This is a genomic window from Bacillus sp. ISL-35 (assembly GCF_018613355.1).
Taxonomy (GTDB): Bacteria; Bacillota; Bacilli; order Bacillales; family Cytobacillaceae; genus Mesobacillus.
The window spans coordinates 379128-401561 of sequence record NZ_JAGGQK010000001.1 but is presented as its reverse complement, the minus strand read 5'-3'; the positions used below and the strand labels follow the sequence as shown (position 1 = coordinate 401561).

Sequence of the window (22434 nt, the reverse complement as noted above, 5' to 3'; positions counted from 1 at the left end):
TCTCATATTGAAAATGCTGTTCACACAAATTATTAATCTTAGATACTAGACCAGATGGTACACCTTGCTGTATTTTTCGTATAAATAATCAACTAAGTGCTGAGCATTGAGTCCCTCGCCAGTTACATCAGTCAATATTTCAAGTGGTTTTTTCATTTTTCCATGCTTATGGACTTTCTCAGTCATCCACTCTTTAATCGGCTGAAGATTTCCCTGTGCCAGAAGTTCCTCATAGTCAGGCAAGTCTTTGAGCATGGCATGCTTGAATTGCGCTGCATACATATATCCTAAAGCATAGGATGGGAAGTAACCAAAGCTACCTCCTGCCCAGTGAACGTCCTGAAGGACACCTACTGCATCATTTTCAGGTCTGATTCCAAGGTATTGCTCATATTTGTCATTCCAGATTTGCGGCAAGTCCTTGACTTCAATCTCATCGTTGAACAAACCTTTCTCAATTTCATAACGGACCATTACATGCAGCGGGTAAGTTAGCTCATCGGCTTCAATTCTGATCAAGCTCGGCTTTGACTCGTTGACTGCACGATAGAAGTCATCTACATCCACTCCTGAAAACTGCCCTTCTGAATATTCCTGCAGCAGGCTGTAATTATGCTTCCAGAAAGAATAATTGCGTCCGACAAAGTTTTCATAGAAAAGAGACTGTGATTCATGGATTCCCATTGAAGTACCAGAACTCATTGGCGTTCCGACCAGATCTTCAGAAATATTTTGTTCATATAGAGCATGGCCGCCTTCATGAATGGTCCCGAATACTGCTGTCCTGAAGTCTGATTCATCATATTTCGTCGTAACCCTTACATCTCCTGGATTTAAGCCCATCGCGAATGGGTGTACCGTTTCATCAAGACGGCCAGCATCAAAGTCGTATCCCATTTGTTTAAGGATTTCAAGACTGAATGCACGCTGCTTCTCTTTAGGGAAATGACTAAACAGGAACCCGGTTTCTGGTTTTTCTGTTGAGTTTGAAATCTGCTGTACAAGCGGAACAATTTTGTTGCGCAGTTCACCAAACACCTCGTCCAAAACCTCGACAGTGACGCCAGGTTCATACATATCAAGCAATGTATTGTACTTATTTCCTTCATAACCCCAATAGCCAATGAATCTCTTTGTCGTTTCTACCAGTTTTTCAAGATAGGGCCTGAACATTTCAAAATCAGATTTGTCCTTAGCCTCTTCCCAAACTGTTTCTGCTTTTGATTGCAGGATTACATATTCCCGGTATTCCTCTGCAGGGATTTTCTTGTTGCGGTCATAATCCTTTCTGCACTCTTCAAGCGTCTTGCGCGTAATTTCCGATAAACTTTGTTCATTTGAAAGTCTTGCTATGTATGAAGCCATTTCTTCTGATGTTGACATATTGAATACCTCAGATGAAAGAACACCAATCACTTCGGATCGCTGGGCTGCTCCCTTTTTGGGTGCGCCGGTCCTTAAATCCCAATAAATCAAAGAAAGCGCCTCGCCATAGGCTGCCATTTTCTTTACATAATCCAAAAAGTTCTTTTCTGTTTGTTTTACTTCATTCATCCATCTCACCCCATTTTATCTGTCCCCATCATCTTATCATACTTTTCTGATATTTTGGTTTACGAAATTTAGAAAGGCTGTTTTCGTGTTGTTTGTTATTCTTTATATATCGGCTCTGTTAGACAAGGCTGTTGATTTTCGTACCAGGCGCTTCGCCTTCCACTACGATCAACAAGTGTAAAAACAACATTGGTCTTATCACAGCCCATGCATAAAAAAACAACAGGCGAACCTGTTGTTTTAATGGAATCAGAGGTTATCTTTCTATTATTTTGTTTTCCCGATTGCTACACGCCATGTTTCAGGGCCTTCTTCGAGATATTCCCATGAGAAAGCTTCAGGACGTTCCATCATGAACTGGTACTGAAGCGGCCTTGGGTCATGATCATTGACGATTTGCATGAATTCTCCTTGCTTAAGTGAATCAAAGTTTTGAAATATAGTAGGGTGTTTTTCCCGTGGTGCATAATCAGGAACATTGATAATTACATTGAAAGTCATTTCCCTCTCTCCTTCAAATCTATTTTCATTACACTTTTATTATAGAACCGTCCAGTACCCCAAGTAGTGAGCGCCGTCACAGTTTCACTATGACATCCCTCATTCATGACTTACCTTAATTCAGACAGAAAAATCCACTTTTAAAAAAGGAACTCCGGGCAAGAACAAGAATTATTTTAATAGGGAGGGATCTATTTGAAAGAATTGGTTGGAAGCTGCGATGAATGCGGAAAAGAAATATATTGCATGGACGGCTTTTTGAATGGAGTACATGACCATGGTAAATTGCTTTGTTTTGAATGTGAAAAAAACACCGGAGAAGACTCGTAGTTAGAAAAGCTCAATCGCCTTTTGGGTCAGCTCAAATCGTTCCATGTCTTCATTGGACGGACCTATCAAGTAAAGAAACCGCAAAGCCTTTTCGCTTTGCGGTTTTTTTGTTTATTCTTCTTCGACTGCCAGGTCTTTAACCGGGAGCTTCTGTTCTTCCTTGTGGGTTACTTTTCTGAGATTGAAAAGTGCCTTAATGCTGAATACTGCCAGGGCAGCAACACCAATCAAGAAAATCGTATCAGGAATAGCCCTTAACGTCAGAAGCATTTGTACTGTATCCTGCTGCAGGAATGCAGCTGAACGGGAAGCTGCGTATCCATTAAAGAAAGCTTCTTTAATCTGAAGGTAACCAACCGGCAGCAAGGAAAGGAATACCATGCCTGCCAAACCGACGTTCAGCATGATGACGATGAATTTAACCCATTTATCGCTCCATTTTTCCGGTTTGACGATATTGCGTAGCGAGTAAATCAATACTGCTCCTGCAAACATGCCATATACACCCATCATTGAAGCATGGCCATGAGCCGGAGTAAGGAACTGTCCGTGTTCAAAGAAGCTTACAGCCGGCAGGTTGATCAGGAAGCCCAGCACGCCTGCACCGACCAGGTTCCAGATTGCTACGGAAATCAAGAACCAGAAAGTGCCTTTGTACGGGAAATCCACTCCGCCGTCACGCATCATTTTATACTGGTCATATGCCTCTAAAATCAACAGAGTCAAAGGAATGACTTCAAGTGCTGAAAAGACTGCGCCCAATGCGATCCATACTTCAGCTGATCCGTTGTAGTAGTAATGGTGGCCAATCCCGATGACACCTGCACCCATCAGCAGGATCAATTGGAAATACAAAGCCTTTACAGTTGATTTCTTTGTTACTAGCTTCATTTGGACCATCAGGAAACCGATGACTACGACTGCGAATACTTCGAAAATACCTTCCACCCATAAGTGGATGATCCACCAGCGCCAGTAATCGGCAAACGTATAATGTGTGCCCGGATTGATCATGAATGCAAAGAAGTAAAATGCAGGGACAGCGATTGCTGAGTAAAATAACAGGTGAATCAAACCACCTTTGTCAGACTCCCGCTTCAAGCCGCTCCTGATGCCGCGGAATACGATGAATAACCAGATCAGCATTCCGACAGCGAGGATGAATTGCCAGATACGGCCAAGCTCGAGATACTCCCAGCCCTGGTGGCCAAGCAGGAACCAATTGTTGCCCAGATAACCGTTGGCACCAAGCCATTGGCCAATCATGCTGCCAGCGACGAGGACGACCAAAGCCCAGAACAGAACATCTACCAGCAATCCCTGGCGTTTTGGCTCATGCCCTCCTACAAGCGGTGCCACGAAAATTCCCATTCCAAGCCAGGCTGTCGCAATCCAGAAAATCGCAAGCTGCAAGTGGAACCCTTTCGTGATGTTAAATGGCAGGATCTCATGGACCCATTTCATCCCGAAGAAACTGTCAGGTTCGATATAATAGTGTGCCAATAATGCACCAAACATTGACTGGACAAAGAACAAAACAGATACAATCGCAAAATATTTGGCTGTTTTCCTTTGCGAAGAAGTCAGCGGCAGCTTCTTCAAATCGATTTTAGGGAAATTCCCCTCCGTGTAAGCCTCCTGCATACCAAGATGATAACGATAGAATACAAACAGGATCAAGCCTACAAAGAAAATCAATAAGGTTACGCTGGCGCCGCTCCACCAGACAGCCGAGAATGACATTGTGTTTCCAGCGTCTTCATAATATGGCCAGTTATTTGTATAAGTGATGGTGTCATCTGGTCTTTGGGTACTTGATAACCATGCAGTCCAGAAGAAGAAATCTGAAATCTGTTCAATCTGGTCACCCTTAGCTACCCAGGCACGCTCTCCATCAGGCATATGCTTTTCCTGGATCAAGCCTGCCTTAAGGCCCCAATCGTCACCCTTTGTAAAAATAGTATGGTAAAACTCCTTTACCTTTTGATGACCGAACACTTGCGCATCAGTCAACACCAGATGATCTTTATCCGGATCATAACGATTCTCTCGCATTTCCTTCATGACCCGTTCTCGGATGATTGTCTGGTCATCCTTGTTCAAATCATTGAAATCTTTCTGATATTCTTCCTGGGACCTGAAATCCTGCATTCCTTCTGTGTAGATCTTAAGTGCTTCTGCCGTATAGTCCGGGCCCATATATGACCCATGCCCCAACACTGTTCCGTAATCCATCAGGCCATATTTCTGGAATACTGCCTGGCCTCCTACGATGCTATCTTTCGTTAAAATGACATCCCCTTTTTCGCTTGTGACTTCAAGCGGCCTTGGAGCCATTTCTTTAAAAATCCAGTAACCTCCTGTCAGGAGTACTGTAAAGCTTAATAATAATGTAATAATGAGTACAGATTTCAGCAGTGAGTTTCTATTTTTCTTGACCACTGCCTTTGTGGATGTCCCATGCTGGATTTCCATCTTCCCTGCATCCCCTTCCTAATTTGATTTACAAACCAAGCATAAAGCGAAATGAAGATGGAGTTTGTGAACTACCTCATGCAGCAGGTGTGATATTTCCCACATCAGTGAGAATTATTTTCAAAAAAACTTCAAAATATGATTCAGGTCACTTAGCGCTCCTTGTGCAGTTGATAAAATCTATAGTAGAAACTTAAACCGAAATAAGGAGCAGATTCATATGCATATATCCCAAATCAGGCAGCAATTAAAGGCAGTTCCTATTTTTAAAGAATTATCTCCAGAGGAACTTGATCCAATTGTTGAAATTGCCCAGCCACGATTCTTTAAAAATAAAATGTATGCGTTCATGCAGGGAGACCCGCTTGACCGCGTGTTCTTCATCCATTCAGGGAAGGTGAAAATCTATAAGACAGATTCATCTGGAAGGGAACAAATCGTTTCTGTTTTGGAGACTGGAGAAATGTTCCCTCATGCTGGCTTCTTTAGAAAAGGCCAGTATCCAGCACACGCAGAAATGATGGAAGACACGCAGATGATTGTCGTGCCAATTTCAAAATTCGAAGAAATTCTCGTATCCTATCCAGAGCTTTCCATCAAGTTATTCAGGGTTCTGGGAGAAAAAATCATTGATTTGCAAGCTCGTCTTGAAGAACAAATTCTTCATAATACGTACGAGCAAATCATTATGCTGCTGCTGAGACTTTGCAAAACAAATGGCGAAAAACTGGAACGTGGCTTTAAACTGACCACCCATTTCACCAATAAGGAATTCGCCAACATGATTGGAACCTCACGTGAAACGGTCAGCAGAACAATCAATTATTTAAAAAAGAAGGAATTTATAAGCGTTGATTTGGATGGCACCTACCTGATCGACCATGAAAAATTGCATCAGGAGTTGTTTTGACCACATACAAAAAATCTCTTGTTAAGTGATTCACATCACGGAACAAAATATTGAAAATGATTATCATTTAACTATACCGACTATCGTATCGAGGAGTTGAATTCAATGGAACAAAAAACGATCGAACTGGATGTCAGAGAAGATATCAATAACAAGCTGGAGCCTTTCCAGAAAATCATGGAGGCGATTGGAGAGCTGAACTTGAATGATGTGCTTGTGCTTCACGCCCCCTTCAAGCCTGTTCCCCTCTATGGAGTTTTAAAGGCAAAAGGGTTTGACCATGAGGTTGAAAAAATTGAAGCTAAGCATTACAAAATTGTTTTCACCAAAACGGGAGGGAAATAAGATGATACTTGATAATAGAGGGCTTGAGCCGCCACAGCCAATGATGCGGACGCTCGCTGCACTAGAAGAGATCGATCGGGGACAGACACTGATCATCATCAATGACCGGAGGCCAATGTTTCTGTTCGAGCAGCTGGATGAACGCGGCTATCTGTATTTGACAGAACAACAGGAAGACGGAAGTTACCGGGTGACGATTTCCCGAAAAGCGGGGTGATTTAAATGTTTCAGCAAAGCAGTGGCAGCGAGACAAATATTAAGCTACCTATTTCTTACATCTTTTTCAGCATGATTGCCTTGATAACTTCCCAGCTGCTGATCCTGCTGAACGGCGACATGCTGATAACAGGCACATTCCGTTTGCCGGCCATTTGGTCTGCTGCCCATTTATTTGTCCTTGGATGGGCCCTTATGGTTGCAATGGGTGCGATGTACCAGCTCGTCCCTGTTGCTTTCCTGACGCCTATCTGGAGCGAAAAGTTCGGATTTTGGCAATTTGCCGTTACAGCCCTGGGAATACTGACATTTGCTACGGCACTTTATCTTCGCCCACAGGATGCCCTTGTTCCTGGAATCATGACATTGACAGGCATCCTGATGTTCCTTGTTCAAATGTACATGACGCTGCGAAGCCAGGCAAAACCCAATATACTCACATTGTTTGTCGGCAGCGCCTTATTCTCACTCCTGCTGACCATCGCCCTGGGAATCACGCTGGTAATCAGCATGAAGACCGGCTTTGCATCAGAATATTACCAGGCCATGTTCAAGACGCACATACTCTTGGGCACTGTCGGATGGTTCTCGCTGCTGATTTTTGGCTTCTCTTATAAAATGGTACCGATGTTTTCACTGGCCCATGGATTTACCATGAAGCCGGCAGCTTATGTATTCACCGTTTACTTTGCTGGAATCATTCTGATGGTTGCGTATTTTTTCACAGGCAGTCACTTAATGGAAATCCTGGGAACTTTCATGTTGCTTGCTGGATTTTTGGTCTTCACCTGGCATGTGAAAAAAATCATCGATAAACGCGTGAAAAGGAAGCTCGATCGCCCATTCATGTTCGCGTTATTTGCGGTTGGCTGCGGGGCAGCCATCCACCTGGCCGCTTTTGTATCAAGTTCAGTAAATTTGCTGCCAAAAACCGCGGGTCCCATCCTTTTATTGTACTTGATGGCCTGGATTGCATTCAGCATCATCGGATATTTGTATAAAATCGTGCCATTTCTTTGGTGGACTCATAAATACAGCAAGGAAATCGGCAAGAAGCAAGTGCCTGCCTTAAAAGACATGATGGATGAAAAACTGGCACTTCCACTCTTCATTTTGTTCACAGGCGGAACAGTGCTGTTAATCATCTCATTCTTTGTCCAGCTGATGCCAATTTTCTATATTGCCCAGAGCCTGATTCTAATGGCAGGTATTTTGTTCAGCTATATCATAGCCAAAGTCTTAACTATTTAAGGAGGAATTCGAGATGACAGATTTACAAAATAAAATCAGGGAAAATTTAAAGACCGTATATGACCCTGAATTAAACATCAATGTAGTAGATTTGGGCCTGATTTATGACATTGACGTTCCTGAACCGCGCACAGCAAGAATTTTAATGACATTGACGACTCCAGGCTGTCCTCTGCATGACAGCATTGCCAGCGGAATTAAATATTGTGTTCAGGGAATGGAAGAAATTGACCATGCTGATGTCCAATTGACATGGGAGCCAGCCTGGACACCAGACCGGATGACGGAGGATGGAAAAAAACTGCTGCAGGGATTTTAAATGGGACCAAGAACAAAAAGCGTAAGCGCCTCGTTAAGCCCCGACAAGCGCTGGAGGGCCGACCGGTGAAGTCGTTCTTTGACTTCATAGGGCGGACCGAAATCGAAAAGTATAGCCGACTGCCCAGAAACGCAGAAACTGGAGACTCCGACAAAGAAGCGCTTTTTGCTTCTGCCGGCGGAGTTGAAGTTTCGGAGTTTCTAGGAGGCGACACTAGACAAACGACTCGAGGGGCTAGGCGCTGGAGCTAGATTAAGAAAACTACATGTAGTTATCCACACCTAAACAATTCTATAATTACCTAAACAATAAAAGAAACGCTTGTTTTTCAAGCGTTTCTTTGCTTTTTATTTAGAAGTTGAAAGGCCAAATGACAATGCTTGACGAAAGTTGTTTTCTGCTTCCTGCAATTCCGCCAATTGGGCATCGTCAGAAGGGAATTCATTTCGTAAAGCCTCGGTACTAGAAGAAAGTGCCTTTGAAATACGCTGGAAATCGATAAAAGAATAATTCATTGCCATCCCTCCATTCTTTGCAAATATGGATTTATTGTATTCATAAAAGCGTTAAATTATTCTTGTTAATCAAAGTAAAAAAATCCTCCTGTCTACAAACAGGAGGAAGTGTTTTTTTGTTGCAATTTTATTCTTCCTTACCAGCCCGCGGCGGGCGTTTACCCCAGTACTGGTAATAGTCTGTACGGATGAAGCCGTTGAATAGCTTGCGTTTCTTTGTTGCCGGCTTTCCGTACACTTGTTCAAAGTTCTCGTTTGAGGTGAGCATATAAATGGACCAAGTATCAAGCGGAGCAAAGGCTTGTCCCATTTGACTGTACATCTCTTCGACAGCTTTCTTGTCACCGAGGCGCTCGCCGTATGGAGGGTTCCCGACAATAACACCGTATTCCTTTTTTGTCGTGAAATCCTGGACTCGCATTTGCTTAAAGGAAATCAAATCACCAAGACCTGCTTCAAAAGCATTTTCCTCAGCAATCCTAACCATCCTGTGGTCTATATCCATCCCGCTGATATCCAATGGCTGGTCATAATTGGCAAGATCCTCCGCTTCCAGCCTTACTTCCTCCCAGACTGTATCGGGAATGATCCCCCAGCCTTCCGATATGAATTCCCGGTTGAAGCCCGGCGCGATATTCTGTCCGATTAATGCAGCTTCAATCGGAATCGTTCCAGATCCGCAGAAAGGATCGACGAATGGCTTGTCCGGATTCCAATTTGTCAGCATGATCAAGGCAGCGGCCAATGTTTCCTTCAGTGGAGCTTCCCCCTGGCCTGTTCTGTATCCGCGTTTATGCAGACCGCTCCCGCTGGTATCGATTGTCAATGTAACAACATCTTTAAGCAGAGCCACCTCAATCTTAAATAAAGGTCCATTTTCTTCGAACCAGCCAGTCTTTTTATAAGAGGTTCTCAGGCGTTCAACTACAGCTTTTTTCACAATAGCCTGGCAATCGGATACGCTGAATAGCTTTGATTTAACTGATTTACCCGAAACAGGGAACTCAGCATTTTCCGGTAAAATTTCTTCCCACGGAAGTGCTTTTGTTTTTTCAAAGAGTTCGTCGAATGTATAGGCTTTAAATTCGCCAATCTTTATTTTGACCCTGTCGGCAGTACGAAGCCACATATTGCTTCTTGCGATTGCGCGAGCATCTCCTTTATAGGCGATTTTCCCATTTTCGACCTGACAATCATATCCTAGGTCACGAACTTCCTTGGCGACAATTGCTTCAAGTCCCATTGCAGAGGTTGCGATTATATCAAAATTCTTCATCATTTCACCCTTTATGTATCAATATACTTATTAATCTCAATATTAAATTGCCCAATAACCTTAAATATACATAAAAAAAGCTCTCCTGGCAAAAGGAGAGCTTTAATAAACACTCATACAAACCCATTAATAACGTTCTGTAAGCCATGTTTTGTACCATCGTACTGCAAACGACCAAAAGTCTCGTACTCCGGCGGTAATCATCTATCTACAGATGAAGAATCACCTGTCCTTCCCTTTGTTCAGTTCCTCCGGGAAAGTTCCCCTACCATCGTTTGGGTTTCTCGCTCGTGGGGTTTACCTCGTTCCACCCTTCCAATTTCTTGGAAGGCTCCGTCACTGTGGCACTTTTATAGGTATTCATGCCATATCGTTGCCGACTTAGGCATTTTCCCGGCCGTCAGCCGAGCGTGAGCCCGACTGCCCTGGCTTATGAATTGGCCAGGCACGAACACTACAGGCATCTCAGCCTGTGCGAGCATGGACTTTCCTCTGCAGCAAAACTGCAGCGATTACCCGAACGTTATTAACAGCTACAAAAAATATTATATGTAAGTTCAGGCTGAAAAGCAATGGTAATACATTTCAAAAACTAGCAGGAATTGGATTAATCGTAAAGTTTATCTCCAAACACATGCTTCTCAAGATTCGATAACCTTTTCAGGATATCAAAATTTGTTGTGCCTGCTGCCTGTGTACTTGGGCGGCGTGATGCCTCATCAAGCTGTTTCTTCAGGCGAAGATTGTCCTGCTGCAGTTCTTCAATCTCCTGTTGCATCATTTCATAATCCTTGATGATCGTATCAAGAAACTTATCTACGTCTTCTGGCTTGTAGCCGCGCATTGCTGTTTTAAATTCTTTTTCTAAAATATCTTTAGCAGTTAATTGAATTTTATCGGATAGCATTCCATTCACCTCAATATACCCCTATCTTCACATTTATTTTTTCAAAAACAAGGGGATTTGTCAATTTTCTTGTGTTTTCTGTTAATTTAGGAAGTTTATTTTCGTTCCAGGCTCACTTCCCGCGGGAGCGGCCCCCTTCAACTGGATATCAACTTTACTTCAAGCATATCAGATTCTTTGATTAAAATCCCTGCTGTCTTAATTGTTCTTCTTCTACGACCATTTGCAGATCATATAAAGTGATCAGTTGTGTTTCATATGGATGGGATTCCTGATACTTTTTCGCGGTTTCATAGATGAATTTAGGACTGCCTTCTTTTTCCGGATCATATAGCAATACCAGCATGTCGCTTTTCTCAATGAAAAATTGATTTTTCAGCCTGAATTGCCACGGCTTCTCATAGGGTTTTCTGGTAATCGAATCCACATGGTCAGCCCCAGCCAATACAGATTCATACCATTCCTTATTGGCCTCTTTCCAGGTTTCCTCCTGATTGAGGAAGGGCGTGAATACTGACAGCTTAAGGTCGGGATATTCTTCCTGAAGATCGAATACGGCCTCGCCAGCCCATAATTCGACACCCAGCTGGCCGCTGATCATCACCCATTCCAGGCCGTCATCGATCAGGGGCAATAAAGTTTTCTTTATTGCTGTTTTTATGTATTCAGCTGCCGGATGGTCGTGCTGGAATATACCCAGTTCAAAAGGTTTATACCCGGATATCGCGGCTACTTTAACCATGGTTGACTCCTTTGAATAATCTTTGTCATATTGAAGTTATTCCCTTTAAACGATTTATATAACACCTTTTAATCTTAAAAAAACAAGGGCTGTTCAGCCCTTGTTGCATTTCTTTATCTGCCGAATCCCATTCCCGGGCCATATCCCATTGGACCGCCGAATCCTGGGCGCGGTCTAGGTCCAACTGGAGCTACTCCGCCTGGAACCGGACCAGGTCCGCCATAAAAGTTCTGGTTTGTAACCTGGTTCACTGTTGATTCTGTATGCGGGAAGTAATGGACATGGTCATAATTGATGTGATTTACATTTGTAGTATGTGATGGATGAACATGCGGAACCACATTGTTGACAAAATTATGATTCACACAGCATTTAGTAGGATGAACTACTGTTGGCAAAACATTGGTTGGCTTGCAGTACATAGTGCATAACTCCTTTCGTTTAGACTTATTCTTTACATTAACAGCCTATGAAGAAGTCATGCGTCTTGTACTAATGAAAACACCTATTTTTTCAAGATTCTCTTCAGGTGCAAGCGCCTATGAATCTATTAAAGGAATGTGTAAAAGTTGTCCTTAAGTCCGCTGAATATTACAGCTATAAGTGTGATGACAACAAAATAGAGAACTAAAACCGCTTTATACATCTTACCAGCCCCGTAAAATTATATTGATTTTTAACACCATACAATTTTACATTTTACAATGTCCGAACCGTACATACAACAGGATAATACAGGTTTTGCGCATTTAAATGTTAAAATTTTGTTACAATTGAAAATAACCTGGCGAAACTTGTTGAAACAGGGTCAATTTGACGAATTTTGCGCTTGCCCGGGAAATGCTTTCCGGGAAATTCTCTTAATTCTTTTTTCGAGCTCTTGCTTAAAAATCATGTCTTTTTTTGTTGCCTGCTTCCCTTCCCTGACAAGATCTTCGGCAAGTTGGCAATATTCCAAAGCCAATTCAAAATCCTGTTCCCGATGTTCATAATGCTTGGCAAGTTCGATGCAGGCTTCTTTCTTCTGCTTCACGCTGCCTTTCTCCGCACTTTCTTTCCATAACGGAACAGCATTCTGCCATTCTTTATGTTTTTTATGTTCAAAAGCAAGTGCGTGCTTCGCATAAATTTCCTGATCATTGCCCTCGACTATTAGTCCATTGAAAGCCTGCTTCGCTTTTTCAGTATTGCCAAGATAGGAAAACCAGCGTCCAACCTCGTAAGTTTCCTGTGCTGTCTGTGACTGATCACGGCCGAGTATCTGGAAAGTTAAATGTGTATAAAGCGTCAATAGTGACAGAATATCGGTTTCATTGTGCCTGATGACACCAAGCAATCCCTCAGGGTTCTTCCTCTCGAGGAAGTCAAAATAAATCATCGGCGCCAGGAAGCCTGGTATATCATCCTTCCGCTCAAGCCCCAATACTTCCTGTTCGACGATGCTAAGTTTCATTCGTTCGATTTTATGCTTCCACATTCTTCTGGCGGCATGATACAAGTCAAAATGCCCAAAGGATGGCAGCTTTGGGACATGGTCACGGACAAGAGTGTGCCTGGTTTTGACTTGCGGCCAGTCGAAGGCCTTTCCATTGTAGGTAACCAAGGTCGTATAGTCGGCATTTTCCAAAAAACTCTGATATAGCGCTACTTCTGCCCCCGGGCTTGGCAGGATATGCTGTTTAAGTTTTACACAATCCTCAGAAACACTCGCATGGCCTAGCAGGAATATCGTATTCCCTGCTCCCCCGCCCAGTCCCGTTGTTTCAGTATCAAAAAACACCAAATCGCCTGCGCTATGGCCCGAGGCAGAAAGCGGGTGATTGGTCTGTTCCTGATTCCACAGGGAGACCGCCTCAAGCAGATCGCTGAATCGATAGTGGCCATGCTTGTAGTCAAGCGGATAAACAACCTCCCTGACCAGACAGTATTCGCCATCAAAATAGAAGGGGGTAACATGTTCCTTCTCCCAGATATCGAGAAATGGGATGTCAGGTATCGATTCGGCATTTACCGTTTCAGGCTCCGGGATGGAGCTCCTGGCTGCTGGCGTTTCAGGCTTATCGATCCCACTCTTGATATGCGGCTTTAGCCTGTTCAATTTGTTTTTTAAACTCATTTTCCCCCTCCTTTCTAGACTGCGGCTTCAAGGAAAAGATTCAACAATTTCACAACATCTTTTTTTGAATGGATTGAGGTTGTATCCGTCCCGATACAGGATGGACATCCATCTGAACACTGGCAGTTAAGGACCATTTGCTTCGTCTGCTTCAAAATCTCTTCAATGCCAGAATAAATCTTTTCACTCAGGCCAATTCCACCTGGATACCGATCATAAAAGAAAATCGTCGGTTTTTCATTATGGGCCGCCTTCACCTGCGGGACCACATGGACATCAGAAGGGTCGCACATCACGAATAATGGTGCGATATGCTTCAGGGCCTGGGATGTTCCGATCAACCCTTCCTCGAGGCGGTCATCAGCGAACTCGGAAAGTTCTTTATTAAGGGAGATCCAGGCTGAGCTCGTGTGCAGTTCTTCTTCCGGTAGATAAATTGGGCCTGATCCTATATTTTCATGAGTCTCAAACCTTATTTTCTTGAAAATTGTAGCCATCGCCCTGACACTTACATCTCCATACCCGATTTCTGTATCTTCATTGCCCCGATGTTTGTCTTCCTCCAAAACACTTAGCTGGACGGCGAGATTGGCGTCGGTAAAGTAATCGACATCGACTTCACGTACAAATGCCTTCTTCTCTTCCCAATCCAGCTTTTCCACCTGAAATTGTATGCCCTGGTGGAGATAAATCGCTTCTTCATGTAACAATGTCATGGCGGAGAAGGTATCCATCTCGCCAATCACCCTGACATTTGCTACATCTGATTGGTCGATGATCACGACATTCTCCTGCGACGCTGAGCGGAGGCTGATATTATGGGCCGGGAAGGCGTCATTCATCCAGAACCATTTGTCGCCATTTTGATGAAGGATACGCTCCTCCGTTAAATATTCCAGGATTTCTTCAATTTCCGCTGCCCCGAAAGTGTCTCCCTTTTTAAAAGGCAATTCATAGGATGCACACTTGATGTGATCGATGAGGATAATCAAGTTGTCGGGATTGATTCTGGCTGTTTCCGGACTGCGGTTAAAAAAGTAATCCGGATTTTGGATGACATACTGATCCAGCGGGCTGGAGCTTGCCACCATGATGACCACAGACTCTCCATGCCGTCTGCCAGCACGGCCTGCCTGCTGCCATGCACTTGCGATCGTACCCGGGTATCCGTTCATGATACATACCTGAAGCTGTCCGATATCAACACCCAATTCAAGAGCATTCGTACTGACAACACCATAAATCTCGCCGGAGCGCAGACCTTTTTCAATAGCACGCCTTTCCGTCGGGAGGTAGCCACCCCTGTATCCTCTAATGGCCTTTGGGCCTAGCTTGTGCTTGACCAGCTCCTGAAGATAGGTAAGCAAGATTTCCACCCTTACCCTGCTTCTTGCAAAGACGATGGTCTGGATCCTATTTTTCAGGAATTCCCCCGCAAGCCTTCTCGTTTCAAGAGTCGCGCTTCTGCGGACATTCAACGGAATATTGACGACTGGCGGATTATAAAATAAGAAGTGCTTCCTTCCTGAAGGCGCTCCATTATTGTCAATCAGAACCATCTCTTTTTCGGTCAATCCCTCAGCCAACTCCAGCGGATTGGCAATGGTCGCAGATGTACAGATAAAAACAGGATCACTTCCGTAATATTCACAGATCCTTTTCAGCCTCCTGATGACATTTGCCACATGGCTGCCAAAAACTCCTCTGTAAATATGCAGTTCATCGATAACGACATACTTCAGGTTTTCAAAAAGAGAAACCCACTTCGTATGGTGCGGCAGGATTGCTGAATGGAGCATATCAGGATTGGTAATGACGATATGCCCTGCCCTCCTGACCTTTTGACGGATATTGGCTGGTGTGTCGCCATCATATGTATAGCTGTTTATCGAAAGTTCCGCCTCCTGGATCAATTCATTGATTTCACTCTTTTGGTCCTGTGCCAGCGCTTTTGTAGGGAACATATAAAGAGCTCTGGCGTTCGGATCATTGATGATCGATTGCAGGACGGGCAGATTATAGCATAGCGTCTTCCCCGAAGCTGTCGGTGTGACAGCAACGATGCTTTGTTTCTTCATGATCTGTTCGTAAGATGATTTCTGGTGGGTATACAATTGGGAAATCCCACGCCTTTGGAGTGCATCCTTCAAGATCCCGCTTAAATCTTCGGGCATCTCTTCTGTCCGGGCTTCTTTCTCCTCAATCGTATGCCAGTGGACAATATTCTTTTTTACCGATTCACTAACCTTCAATTCTTGCAAAATCTCTTGCATGCTTTTCCGGACTTTCATCGCGTTCACCTCGTTAACCTTATTTTAGCGAATAAATGTTCGTTGCAAAAGAAAAATTATTGATACCAGACTGCTAGTTTTTGGAATCTCTTTTTTTAATCGCAGATTGGCCTTAAAAATCCAGGATGTTATTTGCAGCCCCCATTTGCTAAAATAATAGAAGTGGACTACAGCTAATATTTGAGGTGTTTCTTTTGAATAAAAATGAAATTAAAAATATACTGGCCAAATTCTCTTTGTTCAGGGACCTTGAGGACCATGAATTAGATAAAATCGTCGACATCTCCATTTCGCGTCAGTGGAAGAAAAACAGCCATATCTTTATGCAGGGTGACCCTCTGGAAAATGTTTATTTCATCAATGAAGGCAAGGTGAAAGTCTATAAAAGTGATGCCAATGGCCGGGAGCAAATCGTCGCCATCCTTAAGAAAGGGGAAATGTTCCCTCATGTAGGATTCTTCAGGAAAGGCGGCTATCCAGGTTATTCAGAGGTATTGGAGGAAGCAAGCCTTGTCGTTGTCCCGATTTCACAATTCGAAAAGGTCCTTGTCGAAAACCCTCACTTAAGCATCAAAGTATTCAAAGTGCTGGGAGAGAAAATCGTCGACCTCCAGGAGAGACTGGAAGCCCAAATTCTCAACAATACGTATGAACAGATCATAAAGCTTTTAATCAGGCTTGGGGAACTTCACGGAGAAAAGCAGGAAGATGGTACGGTTCTATTGAAGACGGATTTCACGAACAAGGATCTGGCCAATATGATTGGTACCACCAGGGAAACGGTCAGCAGGACGTTGACCAAAATGAAAAAAGATGAACTGATTTCCACTGACGCAGATGGGAATATGATCATGGACCCTGATGTATTGCTGGATGAGCTTGTCTAGTATATATTCTCAGAACAAAACGCCCGAGGCTCTTTACCCCGGGCGTTCATTTTATTAGGCTCTTTTCTCAAACTTTGTTGCTATTGAATACAAAATTGGAGTGAATTACCTATACTCCTTTATAAAATTGACGCTTCTTATGAGAAAAGAGCGTGCAAACTTAATACCGACCTGCAAAATAGGCTTATATTACGTTAAAATCGGCTTTAGGATTTTAACAACAATCTTTACGAAAACAGCCTTTTATTATTCAGTTTTGCTTAAACCCATCATTGTTTCCAGGTCTTCCTGGGCAGATGTGATCAATTTCAGGTTGAATGTATCCTGCAGGACCTGCATCACGCCATCAGAAATGAATTCTGGCGGCTTAGGCCCGATGCGGATATCCTGGATTCCCAGGCTGAAAAGTCCAAGCAGGATTGCTACAGCTTTTTGCTCGAACCAGGAAAGGACGATACTAACCGGCAGCTCGTTTACGTCACATTCAAAGGCATCAGCAAGTGCCTTGGCAATTTTTACCGTTGATACAGAGTTATTGCACTGGCCAAGATCCAAATATCGAGGGATATTCGTTCCAGGAACCACTCCATAATCGACATCATTGAATCGGAACTTTCCGCAAGAAGTTGTCAGGATGACTGCTTCTGGAGGAAGTGATGTTGCAAGCTCGCGGTAGTACTCTCCTCCTTTTCCAGGTGCATCACAACCGGCAATGACGAAGAAACGCTTAATTTTTCCTGACTTGACTGCTTCTATGACTTCTGGTGCCAGACCTATCACTGTTTCATGATGGAAGCCTGTAACCAAAGTCTCATCCGATTCCATGTTAGCCTCTGGAAGCTCCAGCGCTTTTTCGATAAGCACGGAGAAGTCTTCATTTTCAATTTTCCTTACGTTTTCAAGTCCTGCTACTTCGTATGTAAACATACGGTCTGCATAAGAACCCTTGATCGGCATTACGCAGTTTGTAGTTGCCAGGATTGCCCCAGGGAATTTTTCAAACAGGCGGCGCTGGTCAAACCATGCCTTCCCGATATTTCCCTTGAGATGCGGATATTTTTTCAATGCTGGATAGCCGTGGGCCGGAAGCATCTCGGAATGCGTGTAAATATTGATTCCTTTGCCTTCGGTTTGCTTCAGCAATTCTTCAAGCGCGAATAGATTGTGCCCCGTTACAACGATTGCTTTGCCTTCAATCTTATTCTGGCTCACCTTGACAGGCTGCGGGATGCCAAGACGGCTAGTGTGCGCTTCATCAAGCATTTCCATCACGCGTACAGCTGATTGGCCAACCTTCATCGCCATATCAATATGTTCCTGGACATTAAAGTTTGAATTAGTCAATGTCATATATAATGCTTCGTGGGTCGTTGCATCAACGAACGGATCTGTGAATCCAAGCTGATTCGCATGGGTTCTATAGGCTGCTATGCCTTTCAGAGCAAAAATGATCGTATCATGAAGACTTGCGATTGTTTCATCTTTTCCGCATACACCAACAACTTTACATCCTCCTGTTGGCGTTTGTTCACATTGGTAACAAAACATATGTGTATTCCCCTTTTCTGCTTTATTTACTGTTTCAGCATACAGAGGTTGAAAAATTGGTTATGTGACCTAAATCACACTAAAGGCATTTTTCACAAAGTGTTCAAAAAAGTACGTCGGACTGTTGAAGTCTGATTTTGAAGAAAGGCTGTTTTCGTAAAGATTGTTGTTAAAATCCTAAATCCGATTTTAACGTAATATAAACCTATTTTGGAGGTCGGTATGAAGTTTCCATGCTCTTTTCTCAAAAGAAGCGTCTACTTTACGAAGGAATACTGCGAATTCAATCCAATTTTGTATTCAATAGCAACAAAGTTTGAGAAAAGAGCCTAAAGAAAAACACCTCATCTTGAACAGGGACATTCCATACAACATAGATTATTATAAGAATTTTAGCAGAGGAGGATGTGAACCGATGGCAACCAACCATCCTGATCGCCCAAAAAGAAACGAAACTCTCGAACAGTGGTTCAAATCGATGAACCAGCTGATGCAGGAGAAGCCTGTCAAAGGTATCCTGCAAAGCATTGATGATTTTTTCAGGCATCCCTTTCCCCAGTCATCCTTCGGTGTACAAGTAAATGAAACAGTGAACGAATATGTGGTGACAGCAGAATTGCCGGGGATCAAAAAGGAAGATATCTCAATTGACGTCATCAACAACTCGCTCACGATCCTTGTAAACAAAACCGAAATGACTTCAGAAATCAACGATATCGCAAAAACGGAAATGCATATGGCCTCATCCAGGCAATTCAGCCGGACAATTCCATTTGCTCATCCCATAAATGATAAAAAGACCCGGGCATCCTACCGCGATGGATTGCTTAAAATTAAAATCGCTAAAAAACAGGGAAAGAAAATAGACATTTTTATTGATGAATAGTTGTTTAACAGAAACAAGCAGGCACAATCGCCTGCTTGTTTTTTAAACTTTGAACATTCCGCCGAGTCCCTTGACAAGGGATGACACCTGGGTCACCGCATTCATCATCTGGCCCGCTGTATCGACCATCTTATTGATGTCCAGGTTCCCATCCTGGCTTTTAAACGAGTTCATGATCGACTGCATGCCTGATGGCTGCTTTGGCATAAAAGCATGTTGCGGATATGGGTTATAATTCTGATAGTCAGCCTGCGGGTTATAGTAACCATAAATAGGGTCATCCTCAGGTTCTAGCGGATTTTGAAAAAGCATTTTTGTATAGTTATTTTTGCTCTCGGCAATTGGGTAAGGCTGATTCCACTGAGGGTTTCCCTGCATATAAGGATTCACAGGGAAACCCTGCGGAGAGTATTGGTTTTGCCAGTTCCCCGGCATGGCATTCCAATATGGTGTGTTATATTGTTGAGGGAGCGGTTGCTGCCGGTTCAAATTTTGATCATTCCCATTATATAGATAAGGGTCCTGACTATATTGATTCACCCACCACTGTGGCTGGTAGGCATTCGTCTTATTTCTGCGGCCAAACATGGCGAACATCCTCCTCCGATCATTCATTACGATAGTATATGATCAAACCGCCCAATGGGTGAAAGGGTTGGAAAAGGCTTCCGGTTTTGTCTAAGTATGAAAAATGTTGTCGGAAGTTTCAATTTTTGAAAAATGAATGACTCTTCCTTTTTCATGATAGTATGGACTCAAATGATGGAGGAGGATGAAAAATGAACGTTCACGAACTTAAAAATCTATTTGCCCAGACAAAAGAATACACTCCGGAACATGTAAATGAATTGCTCGATTTTACCAAAAAGTCGTATATTCAGAATGAGATCACCATTCTGGAATACCGGAACCTTGTTCGTGAGCTGGAATTGCAAGGTGCTTTCATTCCCGAGGATCAGAAAGAAATGACCATCTAAAAAAGTTGAAGCACCAGAACGATCGGACTCCCCTTATTGCCGGCTTGGCTGACAATTGAGGTGCAGTTCAAACGCTCTGGTGCTTCTTTATTTTTGGCTGCCTGTTTGCTTAACCGCAATGATCAGACTTTTCAGGATGAATTCCACTGACTGTAATTGATCAAGGAACCGCTTTTTGCTTGTTTCTGGAAAAAACGCCTGTACAGAAATGACTTCAATGTAGTCCGCGGCCGTTTCAATCTGGTTTACATGAAGGTTTTTCGGCCTGTTCTGACCTACCCAATCGGACGCTGATTTCCTCCATGTGTCTGTTGTCCCCTTTACCTCATCAGCAAATGGCTTTACTTCTTCATGAAAATCGCCTCTTACTCGCTTTTCCTTCGAATATTGAAATCGTTGATGAGCAAATTCCAGGTTCTCAAGCAACCTTTCAGATAATGCAATAAGATTTTGGTCAGGTTCCAAGTTAATCACACTTTCCTTTGGTCTATTTTTTATGAGTCCGCAACTCATTTGTTTCTTTCTTTGTGACTTTTCTGGTGCAGATTAGCCAATTTCACAAATTTATTTAGTCCAATGACATACAAAAAAGCAGCTTTCATGGCAAAAAGCTGCTTCATGTTGAATCTATTCTATTATATTTTAAAAACTCATTTCAAGTTTTAAGGAGGCTTGCTCGTTGATCGTCTGTACCGAGGAATTAAGGGCTTGCGGAATTTCCCGTTCTACTTTATCTAGAAGTCTGCTAGTTTTTTCTAATTGCAATGAATGGACATTGTACATTTTTTCCCGGACTCCTTGCAAAGATTCAAGCAAATTCATGTCTGTTTCTTCAAGGCAATGGGCCATTTCAGTCAACATCCCTAAAAACTCTTCTCTTTCGATTCCTTGTTTCATGATTATCTCTCCTAACTTGGTATTTTAAGGTCTGGCAGAATGAACCCCAGTGCGCGACGACGAATCTTTCCTAATGGATTTCCAGTCTCTTGATTGTAAAATTCTACCCTGGGACGCAACCTCCTTCATGGTTGACAAAACTAGAAGGGATTCGGCAAACAAAGTGTTTTTCAGCAGTGAACTTTACAGTCTTCGACATGGCCAAATCGTATGAAAACCGAACAAATGAACAAACTAAGGTCGGGAGGTGTTCACATGAATAAAAAACAACGTAAAACCGCGCAGCAGCCGAATAAAATGGCAGAGAAAAAAGCTGGCTATGGCGACAAAAAGCTTGAAGGACCTAACCGCCCGGCTGAATGATGAAAAAAAAGCAAGGGGACCCCTTGCTTTTTTGTTTGTCCGCATTACTCTGGAGTGAACAATTCTTTTACCGTTATCATAGCATGCAGCTGTTTTTGCTTATTCTTATACCATTTTGTCAGATGGATAGGATGCCTGTGTTTCGGGTCGGGATTGAACCATTCCCGGCGAAACTTCCGCTGTTTAAACCAATCCCCTTGCCGGCGGTAATGGTGGTGGATGATTGGATAAGTACACCGAAGGTATGGCGTGTCCCTCTTTTTGTGATTCGGGAAGTATTTCTCGTAATCATATCTGGATGCCGTATGTTCTGTATTTAAGGCGAATTCAAGAAATGAAGGGTAATAACGAGGGTCGAATAGGATCGATGCCAGCCGCTTCCCCAAATTGATCCTTTTGCTGATAAATTTGAAACCATTTACGCTTGCTCCGTATAGCTCACCTTCACATGTAGGAAAGAGGACTGTACTGAAATGAAGGTGATCTTCAAAAGAAAACATGGACGTATTGAAGACTCTCCTCTTATATACCGGTTCCTTGATCACCGGTTCCTGTATCACATTTTGTTCATTGATAATCAGTGCTGTCATCAGCCGTCTTTTATCTCCATACTTCCAAAATTCCTTCCACTCTCTCTCCATAAAAGCCGAAACATCAAGAAATTGAAGCAAGTGAAACATTGGTGTGCTTTTTATCGTCGAATAAGAGTACAAAAGCAGCTGTGCATATGCATCTCGAAAAATCAGCCAATTCGCCCGTTCATATGTTAGGAATAATCGTTTGCGGATAGCAGGAGAAAGCATTCTCGGAAACCAGTCACCTTCCAGGTCACACATATTGTAGCCTCCATTCCTGGATACCATGCTTGCAAGGAAGGACCAAATCATTTCGGGATATCTGAGATAGAAATCCTGATAGGCTTGTGTTCTTGAGATATTGTCCAGGTTTTTGTTGGCCGTTTCGATTCTGATTTTTTTGATTATCTCTGCTTCTTCATCCGGCAGGTTTGAAAATTGAGGAATATGGGTCATTGACACACCGTTTCTCTTCCTTTTTTATAGGTTGTTCTTAGAGTGAAGTGAAATGGGGCTTTTTATTCAACCAAAAAACTTTTAAATTTGGTATGAT

Annotated in this window: 23 protein-coding genes and 1 other RNA gene; 8 read left to right on the top strand and 16 right to left on the bottom strand. The window is 43.0% G+C overall.

Annotation, left to right across the window (positions count from 1 at the left end; translation table 11 throughout):
• Window positions 1-45: 45 nt before the first annotated feature.
• The 3 genes from J7E38_RS02105 to J7E38_RS02095 form a co-directional block, all read right to left on the bottom strand.
• Entirely contained in the window at window positions 46-1554 is a 1509-nt protein-coding gene (locus tag J7E38_RS02105) for a carboxypeptidase M32 (protein WP_214707161.1), read from the bottom strand.
• Window positions 1555-1821: 267 nt separating this feature from the next.
• Window positions 1822-2055, bottom strand: coding sequence for a DUF2249 domain-containing protein (locus tag J7E38_RS02100; RefSeq protein ID WP_214707163.1), 234 nt, complete (start codon window positions 2053-2055; stop codon window positions 1822-1824).
• A gap of 441 nt (window positions 2056-2496) precedes the next feature.
• Window positions 2497-4860: a nitric-oxide reductase large subunit gene (locus J7E38_RS02095; RefSeq protein WP_214707165.1), complete on the bottom strand. Its 2364-nt coding sequence runs from the start codon at window positions 4858-4860 to the stop codon at window positions 2497-2499.
• 220 nt (window positions 4861-5080) lie between these two features.
• On the opposite strand from J7E38_RS02095, the gene J7E38_RS02090 reads away from it, so the two are divergent.
• The 5 genes from J7E38_RS02090 (at window position 5081) to J7E38_RS02070 (ending at window position 7901) form a co-directional block, all read left to right on the top strand.
• On the top strand, window positions 5081-5770 hold the full coding sequence (locus J7E38_RS02090) for a Crp/Fnr family transcriptional regulator (protein WP_214707167.1): 690 nt from the start codon (window positions 5081-5083) through the stop codon (window positions 5768-5770).
• Window positions 5771-5875: 105 nt separating this feature from the next.
• Window positions 5876-6115, top strand: coding sequence for a DUF2249 domain-containing protein (locus J7E38_RS02085; protein WP_214707168.1), 240 nt, complete (start codon window positions 5876-5878; stop codon window positions 6113-6115).
• Window position 6116: 1 nt separating this feature from the next.
• On the top strand, window positions 6117-6332 hold the full coding sequence (locus tag J7E38_RS02080) for a DUF2249 domain-containing protein (protein ID WP_214707169.1): 216 nt from the start codon (window positions 6117-6119) through the stop codon (window positions 6330-6332).
• Window positions 6333-6337: 5 nt separating this feature from the next.
• Window positions 6338-7582 (top strand): hypothetical protein, encoded by a 1245-nt coding sequence (locus tag J7E38_RS02075; protein ID WP_214707170.1) that lies wholly within the window; start codon window positions 6338-6340, stop codon window positions 7580-7582.
• A 13-nt stretch (window positions 7583-7595) separates the two neighbouring features.
• Entirely contained in the window at window positions 7596-7901 is a 306-nt protein-coding gene (locus J7E38_RS02070; RefSeq protein ID WP_214707171.1) for a metal-sulfur cluster assembly factor, read from the top strand.
• Between the two features lie 347 nt (window positions 7902-8248).
• Here J7E38_RS02070 and J7E38_RS02065 read toward each other — a convergent pair whose 3' ends face one another.
• From J7E38_RS02065 to J7E38_RS02030, 8 genes are all read right to left on the bottom strand, one after another.
• Window positions 8249-8416, bottom strand: coding sequence for a hypothetical protein (locus tag J7E38_RS02065; protein ID WP_214707172.1), 168 nt, complete (start codon window positions 8414-8416; stop codon window positions 8249-8251).
• Window positions 8417-8543: 127 nt separating this feature from the next.
• Entirely contained in the window at window positions 8544-9692 is a 1149-nt protein-coding gene (locus tag J7E38_RS02060) for a THUMP domain-containing class I SAM-dependent RNA methyltransferase (RefSeq protein WP_214707173.1), read from the bottom strand.
• Window positions 9693-9827: 135 nt separating this feature from the next.
• Window positions 9828-10216, bottom strand: an RNA gene (gene rnpB / locus J7E38_RS02055) — RNase P RNA component class B.
• 83 nt (window positions 10217-10299) lie between these two features.
• Window positions 10300-10599: a cell division regulator GpsB gene (gpsB, locus tag J7E38_RS02050; RefSeq protein WP_144481460.1), complete on the bottom strand. Its 300-nt coding sequence runs from the start codon at window positions 10597-10599 to the stop codon at window positions 10300-10302.
• A 181-nt stretch (window positions 10600-10780) separates the two neighbouring features.
• On the bottom strand, window positions 10781-11341 hold the full coding sequence (locus tag J7E38_RS02045) for an SLOG family protein (protein ID WP_214707175.1): 561 nt from the start codon (window positions 11339-11341) through the stop codon (window positions 10781-10783).
• Between the two features lie 113 nt (window positions 11342-11454).
• The gene (locus J7E38_RS02040) at window positions 11455-11763 is read right to left on the bottom strand and encodes a CotD family spore coat protein (protein ID WP_214707177.1); all 309 of its coding nucleotides are present in this window, start codon (window positions 11761-11763) and stop codon (window positions 11455-11457) included.
• Between the two features lie 386 nt (window positions 11764-12149).
• On the bottom strand, window positions 12150-13457 hold the full coding sequence (locus J7E38_RS02035) for a ribonuclease H-like domain-containing protein (RefSeq protein WP_214707179.1): 1308 nt from the start codon (window positions 13455-13457) through the stop codon (window positions 12150-12152).
• A gap of 14 nt (window positions 13458-13471) precedes the next feature.
• On the bottom strand, window positions 13472-15748 hold the full coding sequence (locus J7E38_RS02030; protein WP_214707181.1) for a DEAD/DEAH box helicase: 2277 nt from the start codon (window positions 15746-15748) through the stop codon (window positions 13472-13474).
• A gap of 194 nt (window positions 15749-15942) precedes the next feature.
• On the opposite strand from J7E38_RS02030, the gene J7E38_RS02025 reads away from it, so the two are divergent.
• Entirely contained in the window at window positions 15943-16635 is a 693-nt protein-coding gene (locus J7E38_RS02025; protein WP_214707182.1) for a Crp/Fnr family transcriptional regulator, read from the top strand.
• Window positions 16636-16881: 246 nt separating this feature from the next.
• On the opposite strand, the gene hcp is transcribed toward J7E38_RS02025, so the two are convergent.
• Window positions 16882-18183 carry a hydroxylamine reductase gene (gene hcp, locus J7E38_RS02020; RefSeq protein ID WP_214707184.1) on the bottom strand — a complete coding sequence of 434 codons (1302 nt, stop codon included), beginning with the start codon at window positions 18181-18183 and terminating at the stop codon, window positions 16882-16884.
• Window positions 18184-18598: 415 nt separating this feature from the next.
• Between hcp and J7E38_RS02015 the strand changes: the two genes are divergently transcribed.
• Window positions 18599-19069, top strand: a complete 471-nt coding sequence (locus J7E38_RS02015) for an Hsp20/alpha crystallin family protein (RefSeq protein WP_214707186.1) — start codon at window positions 18599-18601, stop codon at window positions 19067-19069.
• 42 nt (window positions 19070-19111) lie between these two features.
• On the opposite strand, the gene J7E38_RS02010 is transcribed toward J7E38_RS02015, so the two are convergent.
• Complete coding sequence (locus J7E38_RS02010; protein ID WP_214707188.1) at window positions 19112-19657, bottom strand: YppG family protein; 546 nt, start codon at window positions 19655-19657, stop codon at window positions 19112-19114.
• 191 nt (window positions 19658-19848) lie between these two features.
• On the opposite strand from J7E38_RS02010, the gene J7E38_RS02005 reads away from it, so the two are divergent.
• Window positions 19849-20046 (top strand): YppF family protein, encoded by a 198-nt coding sequence (locus tag J7E38_RS02005; RefSeq protein ID WP_214707190.1) that lies wholly within the window; start codon window positions 19849-19851, stop codon window positions 20044-20046.
• 87 nt (window positions 20047-20133) lie between these two features.
• Here J7E38_RS02005 and J7E38_RS02000 read toward each other — a convergent pair whose 3' ends face one another.
• The 3 genes from J7E38_RS02000 to J7E38_RS01990 all read right to left on the bottom strand — a co-directional run bounded on the left by J7E38_RS02000 (window position 20134) and on the right by J7E38_RS01990 (window position 22337).
• Window positions 20134-20511 (bottom strand): YppE family protein, encoded by a 378-nt coding sequence (locus J7E38_RS02000; protein WP_214707192.1) that lies wholly within the window; start codon window positions 20509-20511, stop codon window positions 20134-20136.
• A gap of 177 nt (window positions 20512-20688) precedes the next feature.
• Window positions 20689-20943, bottom strand: coding sequence for a hypothetical protein (locus tag J7E38_RS01995; RefSeq protein WP_214707194.1), 255 nt, complete (start codon window positions 20941-20943; stop codon window positions 20689-20691).
• Between the two features lie 407 nt (window positions 20944-21350).
• Window positions 21351-22337 (bottom strand): DUF2515 domain-containing protein, encoded by a 987-nt coding sequence (locus tag J7E38_RS01990; protein ID WP_215038143.1) that lies wholly within the window; start codon window positions 22335-22337, stop codon window positions 21351-21353.
• Between the last annotated feature and the right edge of the window lie 97 nt (window positions 22338-22434).